Source organism: Marinospirillum sp. (assembly GCF_044810985.1).
Classification (GTDB): domain Bacteria; phylum Pseudomonadota; class Gammaproteobacteria; order Pseudomonadales; family Halomonadaceae; genus Marinospirillum.
Window position 1 is genome coordinate 2,360,395 of the sequence record NZ_CP085242.1, and the last position, 16,179, is coordinate 2,376,573.

Annotated in this window: 16 protein-coding genes; 13 read left to right on the forward strand and 3 right to left on the reverse strand. The window is 53.6% G+C overall.

What is annotated here, in order from left to right:
• Position 1: 1 nt before the first annotated feature.
• The 8 genes from rplO (at position 2) to rplQ (ending at position 4,911) form a co-directional block, all read left to right on the forward strand.
• Positions 2-436: a 50S ribosomal protein L15 gene (gene rplO, locus LG323_RS11130; RefSeq protein ID WP_404416067.1), complete on the forward strand. Its 435-nt coding sequence runs from the start codon at positions 2-4 to the stop codon at positions 434-436.
• Between the two features lie 16 nt (positions 437-452).
• On the forward strand, positions 453-1,784 hold the full coding sequence (gene secY, locus LG323_RS11135; RefSeq protein WP_310696815.1) for a preprotein translocase subunit SecY: 1,332 nt from the start codon (positions 453-455) through the stop codon (positions 1,782-1,784).
• A gap of 26 nt (positions 1,785-1,810) precedes the next feature.
• The gene (gene rpmJ / locus LG323_RS11140) at positions 1,811-1,924 is read left to right on the forward strand and encodes a 50S ribosomal protein L36 (protein WP_072326876.1); all 114 of its coding nucleotides are present in this window, start codon (positions 1,811-1,813) and stop codon (positions 1,922-1,924) included.
• Between the two features lie 133 nt (positions 1,925-2,057).
• Entirely contained in the window at positions 2,058-2,414 is a 357-nt protein-coding gene (rpsM, locus tag LG323_RS11145) for a 30S ribosomal protein S13 (RefSeq protein WP_310696814.1), read from the forward strand.
• 18 nt (positions 2,415-2,432) lie between these two features.
• A complete protein-coding gene (rpsK, locus tag LG323_RS11150; RefSeq protein WP_091964905.1) occupies positions 2,433-2,816 on the forward strand; it encodes a 30S ribosomal protein S11 in 384 nt (127 codons plus the stop codon).
• A 12-nt stretch (positions 2,817-2,828) separates the two neighbouring features.
• Positions 2,829-3,449: a 30S ribosomal protein S4 gene (rpsD, locus tag LG323_RS11155; protein ID WP_310696813.1), complete on the forward strand. Its 621-nt coding sequence runs from the start codon at positions 2,829-2,831 to the stop codon at positions 3,447-3,449.
• Positions 3,450-3,487: 38 nt separating this feature from the next.
• Positions 3,488-4,489 carry a DNA-directed RNA polymerase subunit alpha gene (locus tag LG323_RS11160; protein WP_310696812.1) on the forward strand — a complete coding sequence of 334 codons (1,002 nt, stop codon included), beginning with the start codon at positions 3,488-3,490 and terminating at the stop codon, positions 4,487-4,489.
• Between the two features lie 41 nt (positions 4,490-4,530).
• Positions 4,531-4,911: a 50S ribosomal protein L17 gene (rplQ, locus tag LG323_RS11165; RefSeq protein ID WP_310696811.1), complete on the forward strand. Its 381-nt coding sequence runs from the start codon at positions 4,531-4,533 to the stop codon at positions 4,909-4,911.
• A 104-nt stretch (positions 4,912-5,015) separates the two neighbouring features.
• Here the strand turns inward: rplQ and uvrA are convergent, their stop codons facing one another.
• Entirely contained in the window at positions 5,016-7,838 is a 2,823-nt protein-coding gene (gene uvrA, locus LG323_RS11170) for an excinuclease ABC subunit UvrA (RefSeq protein ID WP_404420134.1), read from the reverse strand.
• A 125-nt stretch (positions 7,839-7,963) separates the two neighbouring features.
• Here uvrA and LG323_RS11175 point away from each other — a divergent pair, with 125 nt between their 5' ends.
• The 3 genes from LG323_RS11175 to LG323_RS11185 all read left to right on the forward strand — a co-directional run bounded on the left by LG323_RS11175 (position 7,964) and on the right by LG323_RS11185 (position 11,952).
• Entirely contained in the window at positions 7,964-9,331 is a 1,368-nt protein-coding gene (locus LG323_RS11175) for an MFS transporter (RefSeq protein WP_404416075.1), read from the forward strand.
• A gap of 57 nt (positions 9,332-9,388) precedes the next feature.
• Positions 9,389-10,126, forward strand: coding sequence for a single-stranded DNA-binding protein (gene ssb, locus LG323_RS11180; RefSeq protein ID WP_310696809.1), 738 nt, complete (start codon positions 9,389-9,391; stop codon positions 10,124-10,126).
• Positions 10,127-10,323: 197 nt separating this feature from the next.
• Positions 10,324-11,952, forward strand: coding sequence for a methyl-accepting chemotaxis protein (locus tag LG323_RS11185; RefSeq protein WP_404416079.1), 1,629 nt, complete (start codon positions 10,324-10,326; stop codon positions 11,950-11,952).
• Here LG323_RS11185 and LG323_RS11190 read toward each other — a convergent pair.
• Positions 11,949-14,042 (reverse strand): ATP-binding protein, encoded by a 2,094-nt coding sequence (locus tag LG323_RS11190; RefSeq protein ID WP_404416082.1) that lies wholly within the window; start codon positions 14,040-14,042, stop codon positions 11,949-11,951. The two genes, LG323_RS11185 and LG323_RS11190, sit on opposite strands and share 4 nt — an antisense overlap.
• 95 nt (positions 14,043-14,137) lie before the next feature.
• Between LG323_RS11190 and crcB the strand changes: the two genes are divergently transcribed.
• A complete protein-coding gene (crcB, locus tag LG323_RS11195; RefSeq protein WP_310696806.1) occupies positions 14,138-14,530 on the forward strand; it encodes a fluoride efflux transporter CrcB in 393 nt (130 codons plus the stop codon).
• On the opposite strand, the gene LG323_RS11200 is transcribed toward crcB, so the two are convergent.
• Positions 14,527-15,522: a sigma-54 interaction domain-containing protein gene (locus tag LG323_RS11200; RefSeq protein WP_404416085.1), complete on the reverse strand. Its 996-nt coding sequence runs from the start codon at positions 15,520-15,522 to the stop codon at positions 14,527-14,529. The two genes, crcB and LG323_RS11200, sit on opposite strands and share 4 nt — an antisense overlap.
• A gap of 210 nt (positions 15,523-15,732) precedes the next feature.
• Between LG323_RS11200 and LG323_RS11205 the strand changes: the two genes are divergently transcribed.
• Positions 15,733-16,125 (forward strand): DUF4168 domain-containing protein, encoded by a 393-nt coding sequence (locus LG323_RS11205; protein ID WP_404416088.1) that lies wholly within the window; start codon positions 15,733-15,735, stop codon positions 16,123-16,125.
• Positions 16,126-16,179 lie beyond the last annotated feature (54 nt).

A 16,179-nucleotide genomic window follows, 5' to 3' on the forward strand; every position in this document is an offset into this window, starting at 1 on the left:
CATGCATCTGAACGATCTGAGCCCGGCACCGGGCTCCAAGACTGACGCTAGGCGTGTTGGTCGTGGTATCGGCAGTGGTCTGGGTAAAACCGCCGGCCGTGGCCACAAGGGTCTGAAAGCCCGCTCTGGTGGCAGCGTTAAGCCAGGTTTTGAAGGCGGACAAATGCCCTTGCAGCGTCGTCTGCCCAAGTTTGGTTTTACTTCGCACAAAGCACCCTTGAGTGCTGAAGTGCGTTTGCATGAACTCGGCTTGGTTGAAGGTGATGTTGTTACTCTGGAAACACTGAAAGCTGCTGATATCATCAAAAATGCGACTCAGTATGTGAAAGTGATTCTGTCCGGCGAAATCAACCGTGCAGTCACCGTTAAGGGCCTCAAAGCCACTAAGGGTGCGCGTGCGGCCATTGAAGCGGCTGGCGGTAAAGTCGAAGACTAAGTAAGTCGAGGACGAAATGGCTAAACCAGGATCCATACCAGGTAATCAGAGCGGACTCGGAGAAGTCTGGGCCCGCTTACGTTTTGTCATCCTTGCGATCATTGTGTATCGCATCGGTGCCCACGTTCCCGTTCCTGGTATCAATCCTGACCAGCTTGCTGCCATCTTCGAACAGAACAAGGGCACTATTCTGGACATGTTCAACATGTTCTCGGGTGGTGCCCTTGAAAACATGAGTATCCTGGCGCTGGGCATCATGCCCTATATTTCCGCCTCGATTATCATGCAATTGCTGACAGCAGTGACACCCAAGCTGGAAGCTTTGAAAAAAGAAGGTGAAGCCGGTCGTCGCAAAATCAACCAGTACACTCGCTACGGCACAGTGGGGCTGGCTTTTGTGCAGGCTATCGGTATGTCAGTGGGTCTGGCAGGACAAAGTGGTGTCGTCTACATGGCGAACTTCGGGTTTTACTTTGTCGCGGTAACGACCCTGGTTTGTGGTGCGGTCTTCCTGATGTGGCTGGGTGAGCAGATCACCGAGCGGGGTATCGGCAACGGTATCTCACTGTTGATTTTTTCCGGGATTGTCGCCGGTCTGCCCGGTGCAATCGGTAGCTCCCTGGAAATTGCCCGCAGCGAAGGAACCTGGAATCTGATCCCGCTTCTGGTCATCGGTGTTCTGGGGATTGCCACAGTGGCTTTTGTCGTCTTTATCGAACGCGGTCAGCGCCGCATTACGGTAAATTACGCCAAGCGCCAGGTCGGCAATCAGATGTATGCAGCACAATCCAATCATCTACCGCTTAAAGTGAACATGGCTGGTGTGATTCCACCCATTTTTGCTTCCAGTATCCTGTTGTTCCCTGCGTCCATAGGTCAGTGGTTCGGCAGTACAGAAGGTATGGGTATATTACAGGATCTGGCACAGCTCCTTGCGCCGGGTGCTCCCTTATATATCTTGCTTTTTGCACTCAGTGTTGTATTCTTCTGCTTCTTTTATACAGCACTTATGTTTAACCCCAAGGAAATTGCTGAAAACCTGAAAAAATCAGGTGCCTTTTTGCCGGGTATTCGTCCTGGTGATCAGACAGCAAAATATATTGATGGGGTGGTAACACGCCTGACCCTGTTCGGGGCAATGTATATAACGGCTGTTTCCCTGATGCCTCAGTTCCTGCAGGTTGCCTGGGATATTCCTTTCTACGTCGGCGGCACCTCCTTGCTGATCGTCGTCGTGGTGGTTATGGACTTTATGGCACAGTTGCAGTCTCACTTGATGTCGCATCAGTATCAGAATCAGTCTTTGCTTAAGAAAGCCAACCTTAAAGGTTACGGTCGCCGTCGGTGATCTGACCGAAGGGAACGGAGTAGAAGATGAAAGTTCGTGCATCAGTTAAGAAGATCTGTCGTAACTGTAAGATCATTCGTCGTCGTGGTTCGGTTCGTGTTATCTGCATTGAACCACGTCACAAACAGCGCCAGGGTTAATATTCTGGACAGGACCATAAAGGAAGTACCCCTTACCCCTTGATATTTTTCTTATCAGGGGGTAAGCTTTTGCGCCCTTTATGGACATAAAAACTGGAGCCGTATAATTCGGCTTGGAATCGGAGTAAAGTGAATGGCACGTATTGCTGGTGTCAACATTCCGGACAACAAACACACGGTCATTTCCCTGACCTATATCTTTGGTGTGGGCAAAACCCGCGCTCAAAAGATTTGTGTCGAGTCCGGTATTGAACCTAACCGCAAAATTGCTGACTTGTCGACTGACGAGTTGGATAAGTTGAGAACGGCTGTAGGCACTTTCACCGTTGAAGGTGATCTGCGTCGTGAAACCACTTTGAACATCAAGCGTCTGATGGATCTGGGTTGTAACCGGGGTATTCGCCACCGCCGCAACTTGCCGGTTCGTGGTCAGCGCACCAAAACCAATGCGCGTACCCGTAAAGGACCGCGTAAACCTATTCGCAAATAAGTAGGAAACAAAAATACTATGGCTAACCCGCGTACTCGTAAAAAAGTTAAAAAGACGGTAGTGGATGGCGTCGCCCATATCCACGCCTCTTTTAACAACACCATCATTACGATAACTGACCGCCAGGGCAACACCCTTTCCTGGGCAACTGCCGGTGGTTCGGGTTTTCGTGGTTCTCGTAAGAGCACCCCGTTCGCAGCGCAAGTCGCGAGTGAACGTGCCGCTACTGCGGCAGCCGAGTATGGTCTGAAGAATGTCGACGTTATGGTCAAGGGCCCTGGTCCTGGCCGTGAATCTGCCGTTCGCGCCCTGAACGCCGCCGGTTTCAAGGTCACCAATATTACCGATGTGACCCCGATTCCACACAACGGTTGTCGCCCACCGAAGAAACGCCGCGTATAAGGAGGCAGATTCATGGCACGTTACTTAGGTCCCAAGTGTAAGCTCTCACGTCGTGAGGGTACTGATCTGCTGCTGAAAAGTGGTGTAACTCCTTTTGAGAAGAAGTGTAAATCAGAAGCAGTTCCCGGTCAGCACGGTCAACGTCGCAGTCGTCTTTCAGACTATGGTCTGCAGCTTCGCGAGAAACAGAAAGTCCGTCGTATGTACGGTGTGTTGGAAAAACAATTCCGTAACTACTACAAAGCAGCAGCCCGCATGAAGGGCGCAACAGGCGAAAACCTGCTGCAGCTGCTGGAATCACGTTTTGATAACGTGGTTTACCGCATGGGTTTTGGCTCCACACGTGCTGAAGCACGCCAGCTGGTCAGCCACAAAGCCCTAACAGTTAATGGTAAGACAGTGAATGTCGCGTCTTATCAGGTTCAGCCCGGTGATGTCGTTGCCGTGCGCGAAAAAGCCAAGCAGCAGTTGCGTATCAAAAACGCATTTCAGCTGGCTTCACAGCGCTCTGATGTTTCCTGGGTCGAGGTTGATGGCAACAAGCTGGAAGGTACTTACAAGGCCAAGCCTGAGCGTACCGATCTTTCAGCTGAAATCAACGAAAACCTCATCGTCGAGCTTTACTCCAAGTAATCTTGGGGTAACCGTCTGGCAGCCAAACAGGTGTTCCTATGCAGCGTTCAGTGACAGAGTTTCTTCGCCCAAGAGATATCAAAGTCGAGACTTTAAGTCCGACCCGAGCAAAAATCATTCTCGAGCCTTTCGAGCGTGGTTTCGGTCATACCCTGGGGAATGCTCTGCGTCGTATCCTGCTTTCCTCCATGCCCGGCTGTGCAATAGTCGAAGCTGAGATCGAAGGCGTCGAGCATGAATACAGCACGCTTGAAGGTGTTCAGGAAGATGTGATTGAAATCCTGCTCAACCTCAAGCAGGTTGCGGTCAAGCTTTTCAACCGTGACGAAGCTGTTTTGACGCTGAAAAAACAAGGTCCTGGTCCCGTGACTGCGGGTGATATTCAGGCCGATCACGATCTGGAAATAGTTAATCCAGACCTGGTGATTGCCAACCTGAATTCCGGCGCTGAGCTGAACATGCAACTGCGTGTTCAGAAAGGCCGTGGCTATGTGCCTGCAGATGCCCGTCTGTCTGATGACGATGAAAGTCGTCCCATCGGCCGTCTGGCACTGGATGCAACCTTCAGCCCGGTACTGCGTGTTGCCTACTCGGTAGAAGCGGCCCGTGTTGAACAGCGTACTGACCTTGACAAGCTGGTTCTTGAATTGGAAACGGACGGCACACTGGACCCTGAAGAGTCTATTCGCCGTTCTGCCACTATTTTACAAGAACAGCTGGCTGCCTTCGTTGATCTGGAAACAGACAAGCAACAAGAGCCCGAAGAAGAAGAAGATCAAATTGATCCTGTGCTTCTTCGCCCGGTAGACGACCTTGAACTGACCGTGCGTTCTGCCAACTGCCTGAAGGCTGAGAACATTTACTACATCGGTGATTTGATTCAACGTACTGAAGTTGAACTCCTGAAAACACCGAATTTGGGTAAAAAGTCCCTGACTGAAATCAAGGACGTTCTTGCCGCCCGTGCTTTGTCACTGGGTATGCGGTTGGAAAACTGGCCACCCGCCAGTTTGAAGAACGACGATAAGGCCAGTGCCTAAGCGTCATTTCAAGTCTCAAGGTTTGGAAAGGATAAACGACAATGCGTCATCGTAAGAGTGGTCGTAAACTCAACAGAAACAGCAGCCACCGTAAGTCCATGTTTAAAAACATGAGCGTTTCGCTGGTTGAACATGAAGTCATCAAAACTACCCTGCCCAAGGCAAAAGAGCTGCGTCGTGTTATCGAGCCTCTGATTACCCTGGCCAAGGTGGATAGCGTTGCTAACCGTCGTTTGGCATTCGCTCGCACCGGTTCACAAGCTGCCGTTGGCAAGCTTTTCTCCGAGCTGGGCAAGCGTTATTCCGAGCGTCCCGGTGGTTATGTCCGCATTCTCAAATGCGGCCTGCGTACCGGCGACCAGGCTCCTATGGCCTACGTCGAACTGGTAGACCGCCCTCAGGTGGACGAAGACGCTGAATAAGCTTTTCGACTTCCTGTAGCGACAAAAAAACCGGCCTCGGCCGGTTTTTTTATTTTGAGTTCAATTTCAACGAAGCATCACCAAGCGCAATAGTTAGTCAGGGGTTATTTAAGCATTCTGGCCAGGAAATGTCCGGTATAAGAAGCCTCTTCTCTGGCCACTTCTTCGGGCGTTCCTTCGGCAATAATCTGGCCGCCACCTCTGCCACCTTCCGGGCCCATATCAATAATCCAGTCGGCCGTTTTGATCACATCCAGATTGTGTTCGATGACCACCAGGGTATTGCCATGGTCACGCAGGCGATGCAGAACGGCCAGGAGTTGTTTGATGTCCTCAAAATGCAGGCCGGTGGTCGGCTCATCAAGAATATACAGGGTTTTTCCGGTGTCCCGTCGAGCCAGTTCCCGGGCCAGTTTGACGCGTTGTGCTTCACCCCCTGAGAGAGTGGTCGCACTCTGCCCCAGGCGAATGTAGGAAAGACCGACATCCATCAGGGTTTGCAGGCGACGCGCCACGGCGGGTACGGCTGAAAAGAACTCTCTGGCTTCTTCAATGGTCATTTCCAGCACTTCGTGAATGTTCTTGCCCTTGTAGCGTATCTCCAGGGTTTCCCGGTTATAGCGCTTGGCCTTACAGACATCACAGGGTACATAAATATCGGGCAGAAAGTGCATTTCCACCTTGATCAGGCCATCCCCCTGGCAGGCTTCACAGCGGCCACCCTTGACGTTGAAACTGAAGCGTCCTGGTTTATAGCCACGTGAGCGGGCCTCCTGGGTTCCGGCAAACAACTCCCTAACGGGAGTGAAAATGCCGGTGTAGGTGGCCGGGTTGGAGCGGGGTGTGCGGCCTATCGGGCTTTGGTCGATATCGATCACCTTGTCGAGCAAATCCAGCCCTTCAATGCTTTTGCACTCCTGAGGGGTAAGGCTGTTGTTGCCGTTCAGCTCATGGGCGGCATGCGGGTAGAGGGTGGCATTGATCAAGGTGGACTTGCCCGAGCCAGACACCCCGGTGACACAGGTCATGACACCCAAGGGGATAGAAACATCCAGGTTGCGCAGGTTGTTGCCCGTGGCCCCACGTATGACCAGCTCCTGACCTTCTTCGGGGAGGTGGCGCAGTTGAGGAACTTCAATTTTCTTGCGCCCGGTCAGGTAGTCTGCCGTGATGGAGCCTTCCACCTGCATGACTTCCTCGGGGGTTCCCTGGGCAACGATCTGGCCACCATGAACTCCGGCGCCGGGGCCGATATCGATCAAATGATCGGCATGGCGGATGGCATCTTCATCATGTTCAACCACGAGCACGGTGTTGCCCAGGTCGCGCAGACGCGTCAGGGTGTTGAGCAAGCGCTCATTATCGCGCTGATGCAGGCCGATGGAGGGTTCATCCAGAATATACATGACCCCAACCAGGCCAGCACCGATTTGGCTGGCCAGGCGGATACGCTGGGCTTCACCGCCGGAGAGGGTTTCTGCGCTGCGTTCCAGGGACAGGTAATCCAGCCCGACATTAACCAGAAAGTTCAGGCGTTCCACGATTTCCACAAGAATGCGTTGGGCAATCTCGCCCCTCTGACCATCCAGCTTGAGGCTGCTGAAGTAACCGCTGGCTTCGCCGAGCGGCATCTTCACAACTTCCGGCAAGTTAACCTCGCCAACAAACACATTCCGTGAAGCTTCTTTCAAGCGGCTGCCATTGCAACTGGGGCAGACGTGTGTGGTCAGCAACTTGGCCAGCTCTTCGCGCAGGTTCTGGGAGTCGGTTTCCCGATAGCGCCTTTCCAGATTGGGAATCACGCCTTCAAAGGGATGCGCTTTGATGACCTGGCGGCCCCGGTCACTGGAATAGCTGAAATCAATCTCTTCGCGGCCACTGCCATGCAGTAAAATCTGCTGGATTTTTTTGGGCAGTTCTTTCCAGGGGGTTTCCAGGGCAAAGCCATAGTGAAGACTGACATGCTTGAGCAGGCCAAAGTAGTAGATATTGCGTCGATCCCAGCCCTTGATGACACCTTCGGCCAGAGACAGTTCCGGGGAGACAATCAGTTTCTGTTCATCAAAAAACGCTTTGTGACCCAAACCATCGCAAGTGGGACAGGCGCCCGCCGGATTGTTGAAGGAAAACATCCGGGGTTCCAGCTCGGAAATCGCATAGCCGCAGTGCGGGCAGGCGTAGTTGGCCGAAAACAAAAGATCATCCTGCTCACCGCCCATAAAGCTGACCACTGCCAGACCATCGGACAAAGCCAGGGCGGTTTCAAAGGATTCAGCCAGCCTGAGTTGCTGGTCATCCCTTACTTTCAGGCGATCCACAACCACTTCAATGGTGTGCTTGCGTTTTTTATCCAGCGTCGGCGCTTCATCCAGTTCCACGACCTGGCCATCAATGCGGGCGCGGATAAAACCCTGGGCTTTAAGATCCGCCAGGAGGTTGAGGTGTTCCCCCTTACGATCTTCAACCACAGGCGCCAGGATCAGGATGCGCGACTCTTCCGGGAGGTTGAGCACTTCATCCACCATTTCACTGACGGTTTTGGCCATCAGGGTGACCTGATGTTCCGGGCAGCGGGGAATCCCGGTGCGGGCATACAGTAGGCGCAGATAATCGTAGATTTCCGTGATGGTGCCCACGGTGGAGCGGGGGTTGTGCGAGGTGGATTTCTGTTCAATGGAAATGGCCGGCGACAAGCCTTCAATATGATCCACATCCGGCTTTTCCATCATGGATAAAAACTGGCGGGCATAGGCTGACAAGGACTCAACATAACGTCGCTGGCCTTCAGCGTAGAGCGTATCGAACGCCAGGGAGGATTTACCCGAGCCGGAAAGCCCGGTGATTACCACCAGCTGGTCGCGGGGGATCTCCAGGGAGACATTCTTCAGGTTGTGGGTTCGTGCCCCACGTACACTTATTTTGTCCAGAGCCACCTTGCACCTCTTCGTTAATGCGACCGGACATTATAACCTATAAACCCTCATCTTGGCTTAGTGGTGGTCGCACAGCCAGCAGCAGGGTAGAATAGCGGGTTTCCTCAAGCGGTCGTATTATGTCCAGAGACACCCTGTCATCCATTGAAGTAAGAGCCATCAGCGGACTTGCCGGTCTCTACGGCCTGCGTATGCTGGGCCTGTTCATGGTTTTGCCGGTCATGCCTTTGCTGCTGGATGATTTTGCCGGGGCAACGCCCATGGCCATCGGTCTGGCCATCGGTATCTATGGTTTTACCCAGGCCTTGTTGCAACTGCCTTTTGGCTGGCTCTCGGATCGCTTCGGTCGCAAGCCATTGATTTATCTCGGGCTGGCCCTGTTTGCCTTGGGTAGCCTGGTTGCTGCTCAGGCGGACACCTTGGTTGGAATGGTTCTCGGGCGTGCCCTGCAGGGTATGGGGGCCATCGCCAGCGTGCTGATGGCTTTGCTGGCCGATCTGACCCGTGATGAAAAGCGCACCCAGGCCATGGCCACAGTGGGTATCAGCATCGGCTTGGCGTTTATTGCCGCCATGGCTCTGGGTCCCTGGCTGGCGGGTTGGCTGGGGTTGTCCGGTCTTTTCTGGCTGACTGCCGTTCTGAGTTGTCTGGGCATGCTGGTGCTCTGGCGCTGGGTACCTTCCCCTGCGAGGGTGCGCAAGCATTTGGACGCTGGCATTGATCCGGTTCAGCTGAAGCGGGTGGTGAGCCACCCTCAGTTATTGCGGCTGGATTTCAGTATTTTACTGCTGCACCTCTTGCTGACGGCAATCTTCATTGCCGTACCGGGTCTGCTGTTGGAAGCAGGCTGGTCTCTCTCGCAACAGGGTTTTGTCTACCTGGGCAGCATGTTGTTGGGCTTTGTGGCCATGATCCCCTTGATTATCCTGGGTGAGAAGGGTCAGAAGATGAAGGCCATGCTGCTGGTGGGTTTTGCATTGCTGGCTCTGGGTCTGGTGATCCTGGCTCAGTCGGGGTTGGGTTTGCTGCTGGGCTTGTGGATCTTTTTTATCGGCTTTAACCTGTTGGAAGCCAGTCTGCCATCACTGATCAGCAAGCAGGCACCCGTCCAAGCGAAGGGCACCGCCATGGGGGTCTATTCGACCTCACAGTTTCTGGGCGCTTTTTTAGGCGGTGTTCTGGGCGGCTGGATACTCAGCAACTGGGGTTCTGATTGGTTGCTCTGGTGTGCGGCCCTGGCTTCGGGGCTCTGGTTGTTGGGGCTTTTGGGATTCCGGGCGCCACGCCATCTTTCCAGTCGGGTTTTTCATCTACCGGAAGGCTGCAGGGAAAACCATCAGTTGGCTGAGCTGGAACAACAACTGCAACAGATCCGGGGTGTTGAAGAGGTCGTATTTCTTGCCGAAGAGGCCACAGGCTACCTGAAGCTGGATCGCCGACAACTGGATGAAGATGAGCTGGAAAAGCTTTTAGCAGCTAGCCACTGAGGCTTTATTTTTTTACTGAATTTTTTCTAACAAGGTTGTAAACCAGGGGGAAGAACCATGGCACGGGGCGTCAACAAAGTCATCTTGATTGGTAATCTGGGGCAAGACCCGGATATCCGTTTTACCCAAAACCAGAAGCAGGTAGCTAATGTCAACCTGGCCACCAGTGAGCAGTGGACAGACCAGGCTACGGGCCAGAAACAGGAAAAAACTGAATGGCACCGGGTGGTGTTTTTTGGTCGTCTGGCAGAAATTGTCGGTCAATACCTGAAAAAAGGCAGCAAGGTCTACATTGAAGGCAAGCTGCAGACCCGCAAATGGCAGAACCAGCAGGGTGTCGATCAATACACCACTGAAATCGTTGCCAATGAAATGCAGATGCTGGATGGAGCCGGTGGCGGTGGCCAGCAGGGCTATGGCAATGCCGGACGTTCAGCACCCGCTGACTACAGCCAGCAACAGCCCCAGGGCAACTACTCGCAGGATTACAGTCAGCCTGCTCAGCAACCCATGCAACAACAGCCTGCACCGGCACCCCAGGCTCCACCCCGGTCGCCACAGCCTGCACCTGCTGCCCAGCAACCCATGCAGGCACCGCAGCAGCCCAGCCAACCTCAGCCGGGATATCCGCCTCAGGGCTATCAGCAACCCCAGCAACCACCACAGCCGCAGCAGCCTTACCCAGGCCAGGCGCAATCTCAGCCTCAACCTGGCCAACAACCACAGCCGGGGCAGCAACAACCCGGTCAGGCGGCTCCCAGCTTTAATGATATTGATGACGATATTCCTTTCTAGGATGCACCTTTTTAAAGGCCTGCCCAAGATGCCCCGCTCGTCGGGGCTTTTTTATACCCCTCTATAGCAAATGATAGCTAGTCATTAAGGTCGTGATAGCTATTATTTGCTGTTTTTATTTTTCCTGATAGGTTAGGATTATAAAATACTTGTACAAGAATATTTCGTTTTTGTATCGTTATTTTGGAGGTAGGCACATGACGATTGCACAAAGGCTGTACCTGGGCTTTGGCCTGGTACTGGCACTGATTTTGGTGATCACCCTGGTTGGGGTGGTTAAAGTGGGCAGCATTGATGCCACCCTCACCCAGGTGAATGACGTGGACACCCGCAAGCAGCGGTATGCCATCAACTTTCGTGGCAGCGTGCATGATCGTGCCATTGCCATTCGTGATGCCGTGCTGGTCACTTCTGTAGCCGATCGCCGGGAGTTTTTGCAGCAAATCGAAGAACTGGATGCTTTTTACCAGGAGTCGGCACAGCGTATGGATCGTATCTTCAGCAGTACCAAGGATGCGACCCAGGAAGAAAAGGATTTGTTATCCGACATCCAAGCAATTGAAGAGCAAACTGTGGCACTCACGGCACAGACACTGGATCTTTTAGAGCAAGACGAGCTGTCGGCAGCCAGAAGTCTGGTACTGCAGGATGTTTCCCCGGCCTATACCCGTTGGTTGGCGGCGGTTAACGCCTTCATTGACTACCAGGAAGAAGAGATTCAACAGCAGGTGAATTTTGTGCGCTCGGAAACTGGGGGCTTTCAAACCCTGATGCTCCTAGTGGCTGCGGTTTCGCTGATCATTGGTGTGCTGGTCAGTGTGCGTCTGGTTTCCACCCTGACACGGACGATTGGTGGTGAGCCTGAAGTGGCAGCACGTTTGATACGTCGCGTCGCCTCCGGTGATTTGACTCTGGATATTCGTACCCGCCACCCGGACAGCATCATGGGTGCGGTGGCCAGCATGACCAGCCAGCTCTCGGAAATCATCAAGGGTGTGACCGCTACAGCTGATACCCTGGCCCAGTCTGCCGGGCAAATGAGTGAAACGGCACGTCGCAATCAGGATCTGGTGGAAAGTCAGCGTGAACAGACCGACCAGGGGGCAGCTGCCATTAACCAGATGTCGGCAACGGTTCAGGAAGTGGCCGGACACACGGCCGATGCAGCCAACCTGGCCCAGACCGCGGATGAAGAAACCATCTCTGGGGGCGAAGAAGTCAAGAGAACCCTGACCAGTATTGATGAACTGGCCAACCAGATTGAGCAGGCTGGTGAGGTGATTGACCAGCTGTCCGTGGACAGCACTGAGATCGGTACGGTTCTGGAGGTGATTGAAACCATTGCCGAACAAACCAATCTACTGGCGCTGAACGCTGCCATCGAAGCAGCCCGGGCCGGTGAGCATGGACGTGGTTTTGCGGTGGTTGCCGATGAGGTGCGTGCCCTGGCGAGTCGCACACAGGAATCCACCCGCGATATCCAGCAGCGCATTGAAAAAATGCAATCCAGTGCCCGGGGTGCTGTCGATGTCATGGAAAAAGGGCGCATCAAGGCCGCTGAAAGTGTGGAACAGGCAAGGCGTGCCGGTACTTCCCTGGAAGTGATCCAGCGCTCGGTGACCGACATCAATGACATGAATGCCCAGATTGCCAGTGCCGCTGAAGAACAGTCAGCGGTGGCTGAAGAAATCAACCGTAACTTCAGCAGCATTACCGAGGCTTCTTTAGAAGCCGCTACCGGGATGCAGCAGAATGTGGCAGCCAGTCAGGAATTGTCGCAGCTGGCCTGTCGTTTGCAGGATAGCGTCAAGCAATTCAAGGTTTAAAGTGGCTCCTTGGCCAGGGTAAAGCAAAAACAGCAGCCCTGGCCTTTGCCTGCTGAATGCAGCCAAATCTCGCCCTTATGCCGCTCAACAATCTTGCGGCAGATGGCCAGACCTATGCCGGTGCCCTCATATTCCTGCCGGGTGTGCAGGCGTTGGAAGACTTTAAACAACCGATCCTGCTGGCCAGGGTCAACCCCGATACCATTGTCCTTAACCTTGAAAAGCCAGTGTTCACCTGAATCCTCAGCCGTCAGTGTGATCTGTGGTTGTTGGCCGGGCGGCTGATACTTGAGGGCATTGTTGATGAGGTTCTGGAACAGGCGCACGATCTCGTTGCGACTGGCTTGGAGTTCCTGGGGCCAGTCACCGGTAATATCAATCTTCGCTTGAGCCTCTTTGATTTGCGGTTGCAAATAGGTCAAGGCTTCCTTGACCAGGCTTCTGGAATCCAGGCTGGCAATAGGCTCGCCATGCCGCCCGACCCGCGAATACTCCAGAAGAGAAACCAGCATGCTGTCCATGCGTGCTGAACCCTCGGCAATAAAATTCATGAACACCTGGGTTTCATCATCCAGGTGCCCGGCAAGACGCCGCTTCATCAACTCCACATAGCTGCTGATCATACGCAAGGGCTGGCGCAGGTCATGGGAAGCCACATAGGCAAACTGTTCCAGCTCCTCATTGGAGGCCTGGAGAGCGGCAGCCTGCTCTTGAAGCTTTTCTTCGGAATCCTTTTTGGCCTGAATGGTCTGGCTGGTTCCCATAACCCGCAGGGGGTGGCCTTGGTCATCCCAGCTTACAGTCCGGCCACGCCCTTGCTGCCACTGCCAGTGACCCTGGGCGGTTCGGCTTCGATACTCAATCTCAAAAGGCTCGCTGGATTGAATTTTTTCGGAGGTGATGGCCAGTACCTGGGGCAGATCCTCAGGATGAATGGTATCCAGCCAGGTCTGGTAATTGAGCGTAAAAGCGGGCCTGGAATAACCCAACTGCTGCCAGGTTTGCAGATCCCAGGACAAGCGGCCCGTCTTGACTTCCATATCCCAGATACCAATGTTGGCGGCATCTTTGGCCAACCGGTAGCGTTCTTCCTTTTCACTCAGCTGTAAGAGGGTTTTCTGGCGTTGGTGAATCAACAGCGCCAGACCGGCAAACAGCAAGCTGGCCAGCAAAAAAGCCAACCCCCAGCGTGAAGCCTGCTCTGTCTGATAGGCTTGAATGCTGGCTTCAATGCCTTCCAGGTTTTCGGAGATAAAAGCCACCAAAGGCCAGTTGCCGACCTTGCCATAAGCAACCTGACGGGATTTATCGTCAAAAGGCGAGGTGATCCGGGTGAGGTGGTGATCCTCCAGTGCGCCCTGGTGCTGGGCAATAATCGGTGAGGAGCCCCCAGTGGATGAGCCTTCAATCCAGGGCATGCGAAAATAGATTTCCCCTTCCTGGTGGGCCAGAACGGTGGCATGACCGCCTTTGCTGACCAGGCCACGCAGATCATGAGCCAGAGCTTCAAGATCAATCCCCATGGCCAGTACGCCCTGGAATTCACCCTGGTCATCCGTCAGGGCTTTGCTCAGGGCCACAAAAGGGGTGCGCTGGGCATTGCGCGACAGCAGGGGCTTGGAAAGAAACAGTTGATCCGAGTCCGGGTTGTCCCGGTGCCAGGTGAAATAATCCCGGTCAGCCAGCTCAGGTTTTTCGCCGGGGAGACTGAAAGCCTTGGCCTGCCCTTTTGCGTCCAGCAACATCAGAACCAGAATTTCCGGGCTGGGCTGTTTGCGAGCCTGCATGGCCAGTAGGAGTTGCTCTCGGTTCATCTCCGGGCTGGTCATCAGGCTGCTGATGGCTTCAAGAACCCGCTGCATTTCCTGCAGCTTGGCGGTCACCAGGGATTTTTGCAGATCCAGCAGGGCACTGGTGTGTTGTTCGCTGCGTTTGTAGGCCGCCTGGCTGTAATTGCTGACGGATGATTGATAGCTGTGCAGAAGCAGCAGTCCGACCAGCAGCCAGCAGGTAAGAAGAAGGGGGATCAGTAGGCGTGAAAAGCCACCGGACTGCACACGCTCATGTAAGAAAGCTTTGAATTTCTGCATGAGCCTATTTAAGCACGAAAAAAACCGGAATTCTTTAGATCTGGGCGAGGTTTTTGCATCATAATGACCGCGAATCCTGCTTGTGAGTTTTGTCCATGTCGTTACCTCTTGCCGCTTTTGCTGTTGCTTCAGGCGCTGGTGCCGGTGCTTTGTTACGCTGGTGGCTGGCACTCAAGTTTAATGCGTCCTTGGCTGCCTTGCCTTTGGGAACCTTGCTGGCCAACCTGGCCGGGGGGTATCTGATCGGGGTGGCCCTGGCTTTTTTTGCCCAGCATCCGCAAATTTCCCCGGAATGGCGCTTGCTGCTGGTGACCGGTTTGCTGGGCGGTTTGACAACCTTTTCCACCTTCTCGGCGGAAGTCGTGTACATGCTGCAACAGGGTCGCCTGGGCTGGGCTTTTGCCACCACGGCCTTACACCTGCTGGGGAGCCTGCTGATGACTTTTTTCGGGGTGCTGACTTATAACGGCTTGAAATCAATATTTTAAGGGTTCTTTTCCTCATCCAGCCAGCGGTAAAGGGTGCGTCTGCCGATTCCCAGCAAGGCAGCCGTTCGGCGTTTGTTGCCAGCGGTCTCTTCCAGGATCAGGCGCACATAGCGCTGCTGTAGCTGATCCAGCGTTGGTAGTTTATTGCCTTCCAGAAGCCGCTGTTCAACCTCCTGATTTCTGTTTTGTTCTTTTTGGGTGGCTTCTTCCTCACGGGTTGTTTTTAAACGTTCCGGCAAATGCCAGGCTTCAATACGGGGTTCATTGCAAAAAGCCAGAGCCCTTTCCAGAATATTTTGAAGCTCACGGATGTTGCCGGGGTAATCGTAGTTTTCCAGGAGTTGCTGGGCCTCCAGGCTGAAGCCCGGGACTGAACGCTGCTGTTCATGGCAAAACTTTTCCAACAGGCTTTGTGCCAGCAGAAGTTTATCCGCGCCTCTTGCCCTCAAGGGCGGCAGGTGAAGGGCGAAGGTTTCCAGGCGATAGTAAAGGTCTTCGCGAAACTCCCCGGCTTCCACCTTTTTCTTCAGGTCTCTGTGGGTGGCGGCAATAATACGGACATCCACTTTTTCTTCGGTGTCCTGCCCGACCGGTCGAATGGAACCATCCTGAAGTGCCCGGAGCAACTTGGCCTGCAAGGACAGGGGCATTTCCCCGATTTCGTCCAGCAAGAGGCTGCCCCCATTGGCTTCAACAAACAAACCTTTGCGGGGTTTGTTGGCCCCGGTAAAGGCCCCGGCAGCATGACCAAAAAACTCACTTTCCAATAGCTCCTGGGGGATACCGGCACAATTGACGGCCAGAAATGGCTGACTGGCCCGGCTACTCTGCTGGTGCAGGGCTTTCGCCACCAGCTCCTTGCCGGTTCCGGTTTCACCATGAATGAGTACCGGCCCCTGGGCTTTGGCAACCACATTCAGTTGCTGAAACAGTTGCTGCATAACCTGGCTTTGGCCGATCAGAGGGTGTTCAGCGTTTGAAGATGGAGTCATTGATTCCTCGAGAATTTTTTCTTGGACACATGTGCCACCTTGACACATAAGCATTTTCCTGCAAATGTCTCTGATAGCCGACAAGAATAATTTGCCAATTATTTGTCCCTTTAAAATCAATTGCTTATATTAATTTTAAAGTTTTGGCATGGTCTTCGCAGGAATAGGGGTGAGTTCTAGAAGTCTCGATTATTTTTTGGAGGATTAAGCATGAAAAAGTTAACCGCTCTGTTTTTGGCAATGTTTATGCTGACGGGCCTTAGCCTGCAGGCCATGGCTCAGCAGCAAAATTCTCAACAGCAGCAAGGTGCCCAGCAACAGCAGGGTATGCAACAGCAAGAAATGGATATGGACTTTTCCGATGAAGACCTGGAAAAGTTTGTTGAAGTTCAGCCTGCACTGGAAGAAATTCGTGAAGACTTCACCCAGCGTCTGGAAGAAGCTGAGGGCCAGGAAGCAGCCAACAAGCTGCAGCAGGAAGCAGGTCAGTTGATGGTTGAGGCTGTTGAAGAAGGCGGCCTGGATGTTGATACCTACAACAACATCGCCATGGCTCTGCAGAGCAATGAAGAGCTGCGGGAGCGTGTTGACGGCATGATGTAATAGCGGTCGTCCAATAAAAAAGCCGGGGTTTTCCCCGGCTTTTTTGTGTCTGGC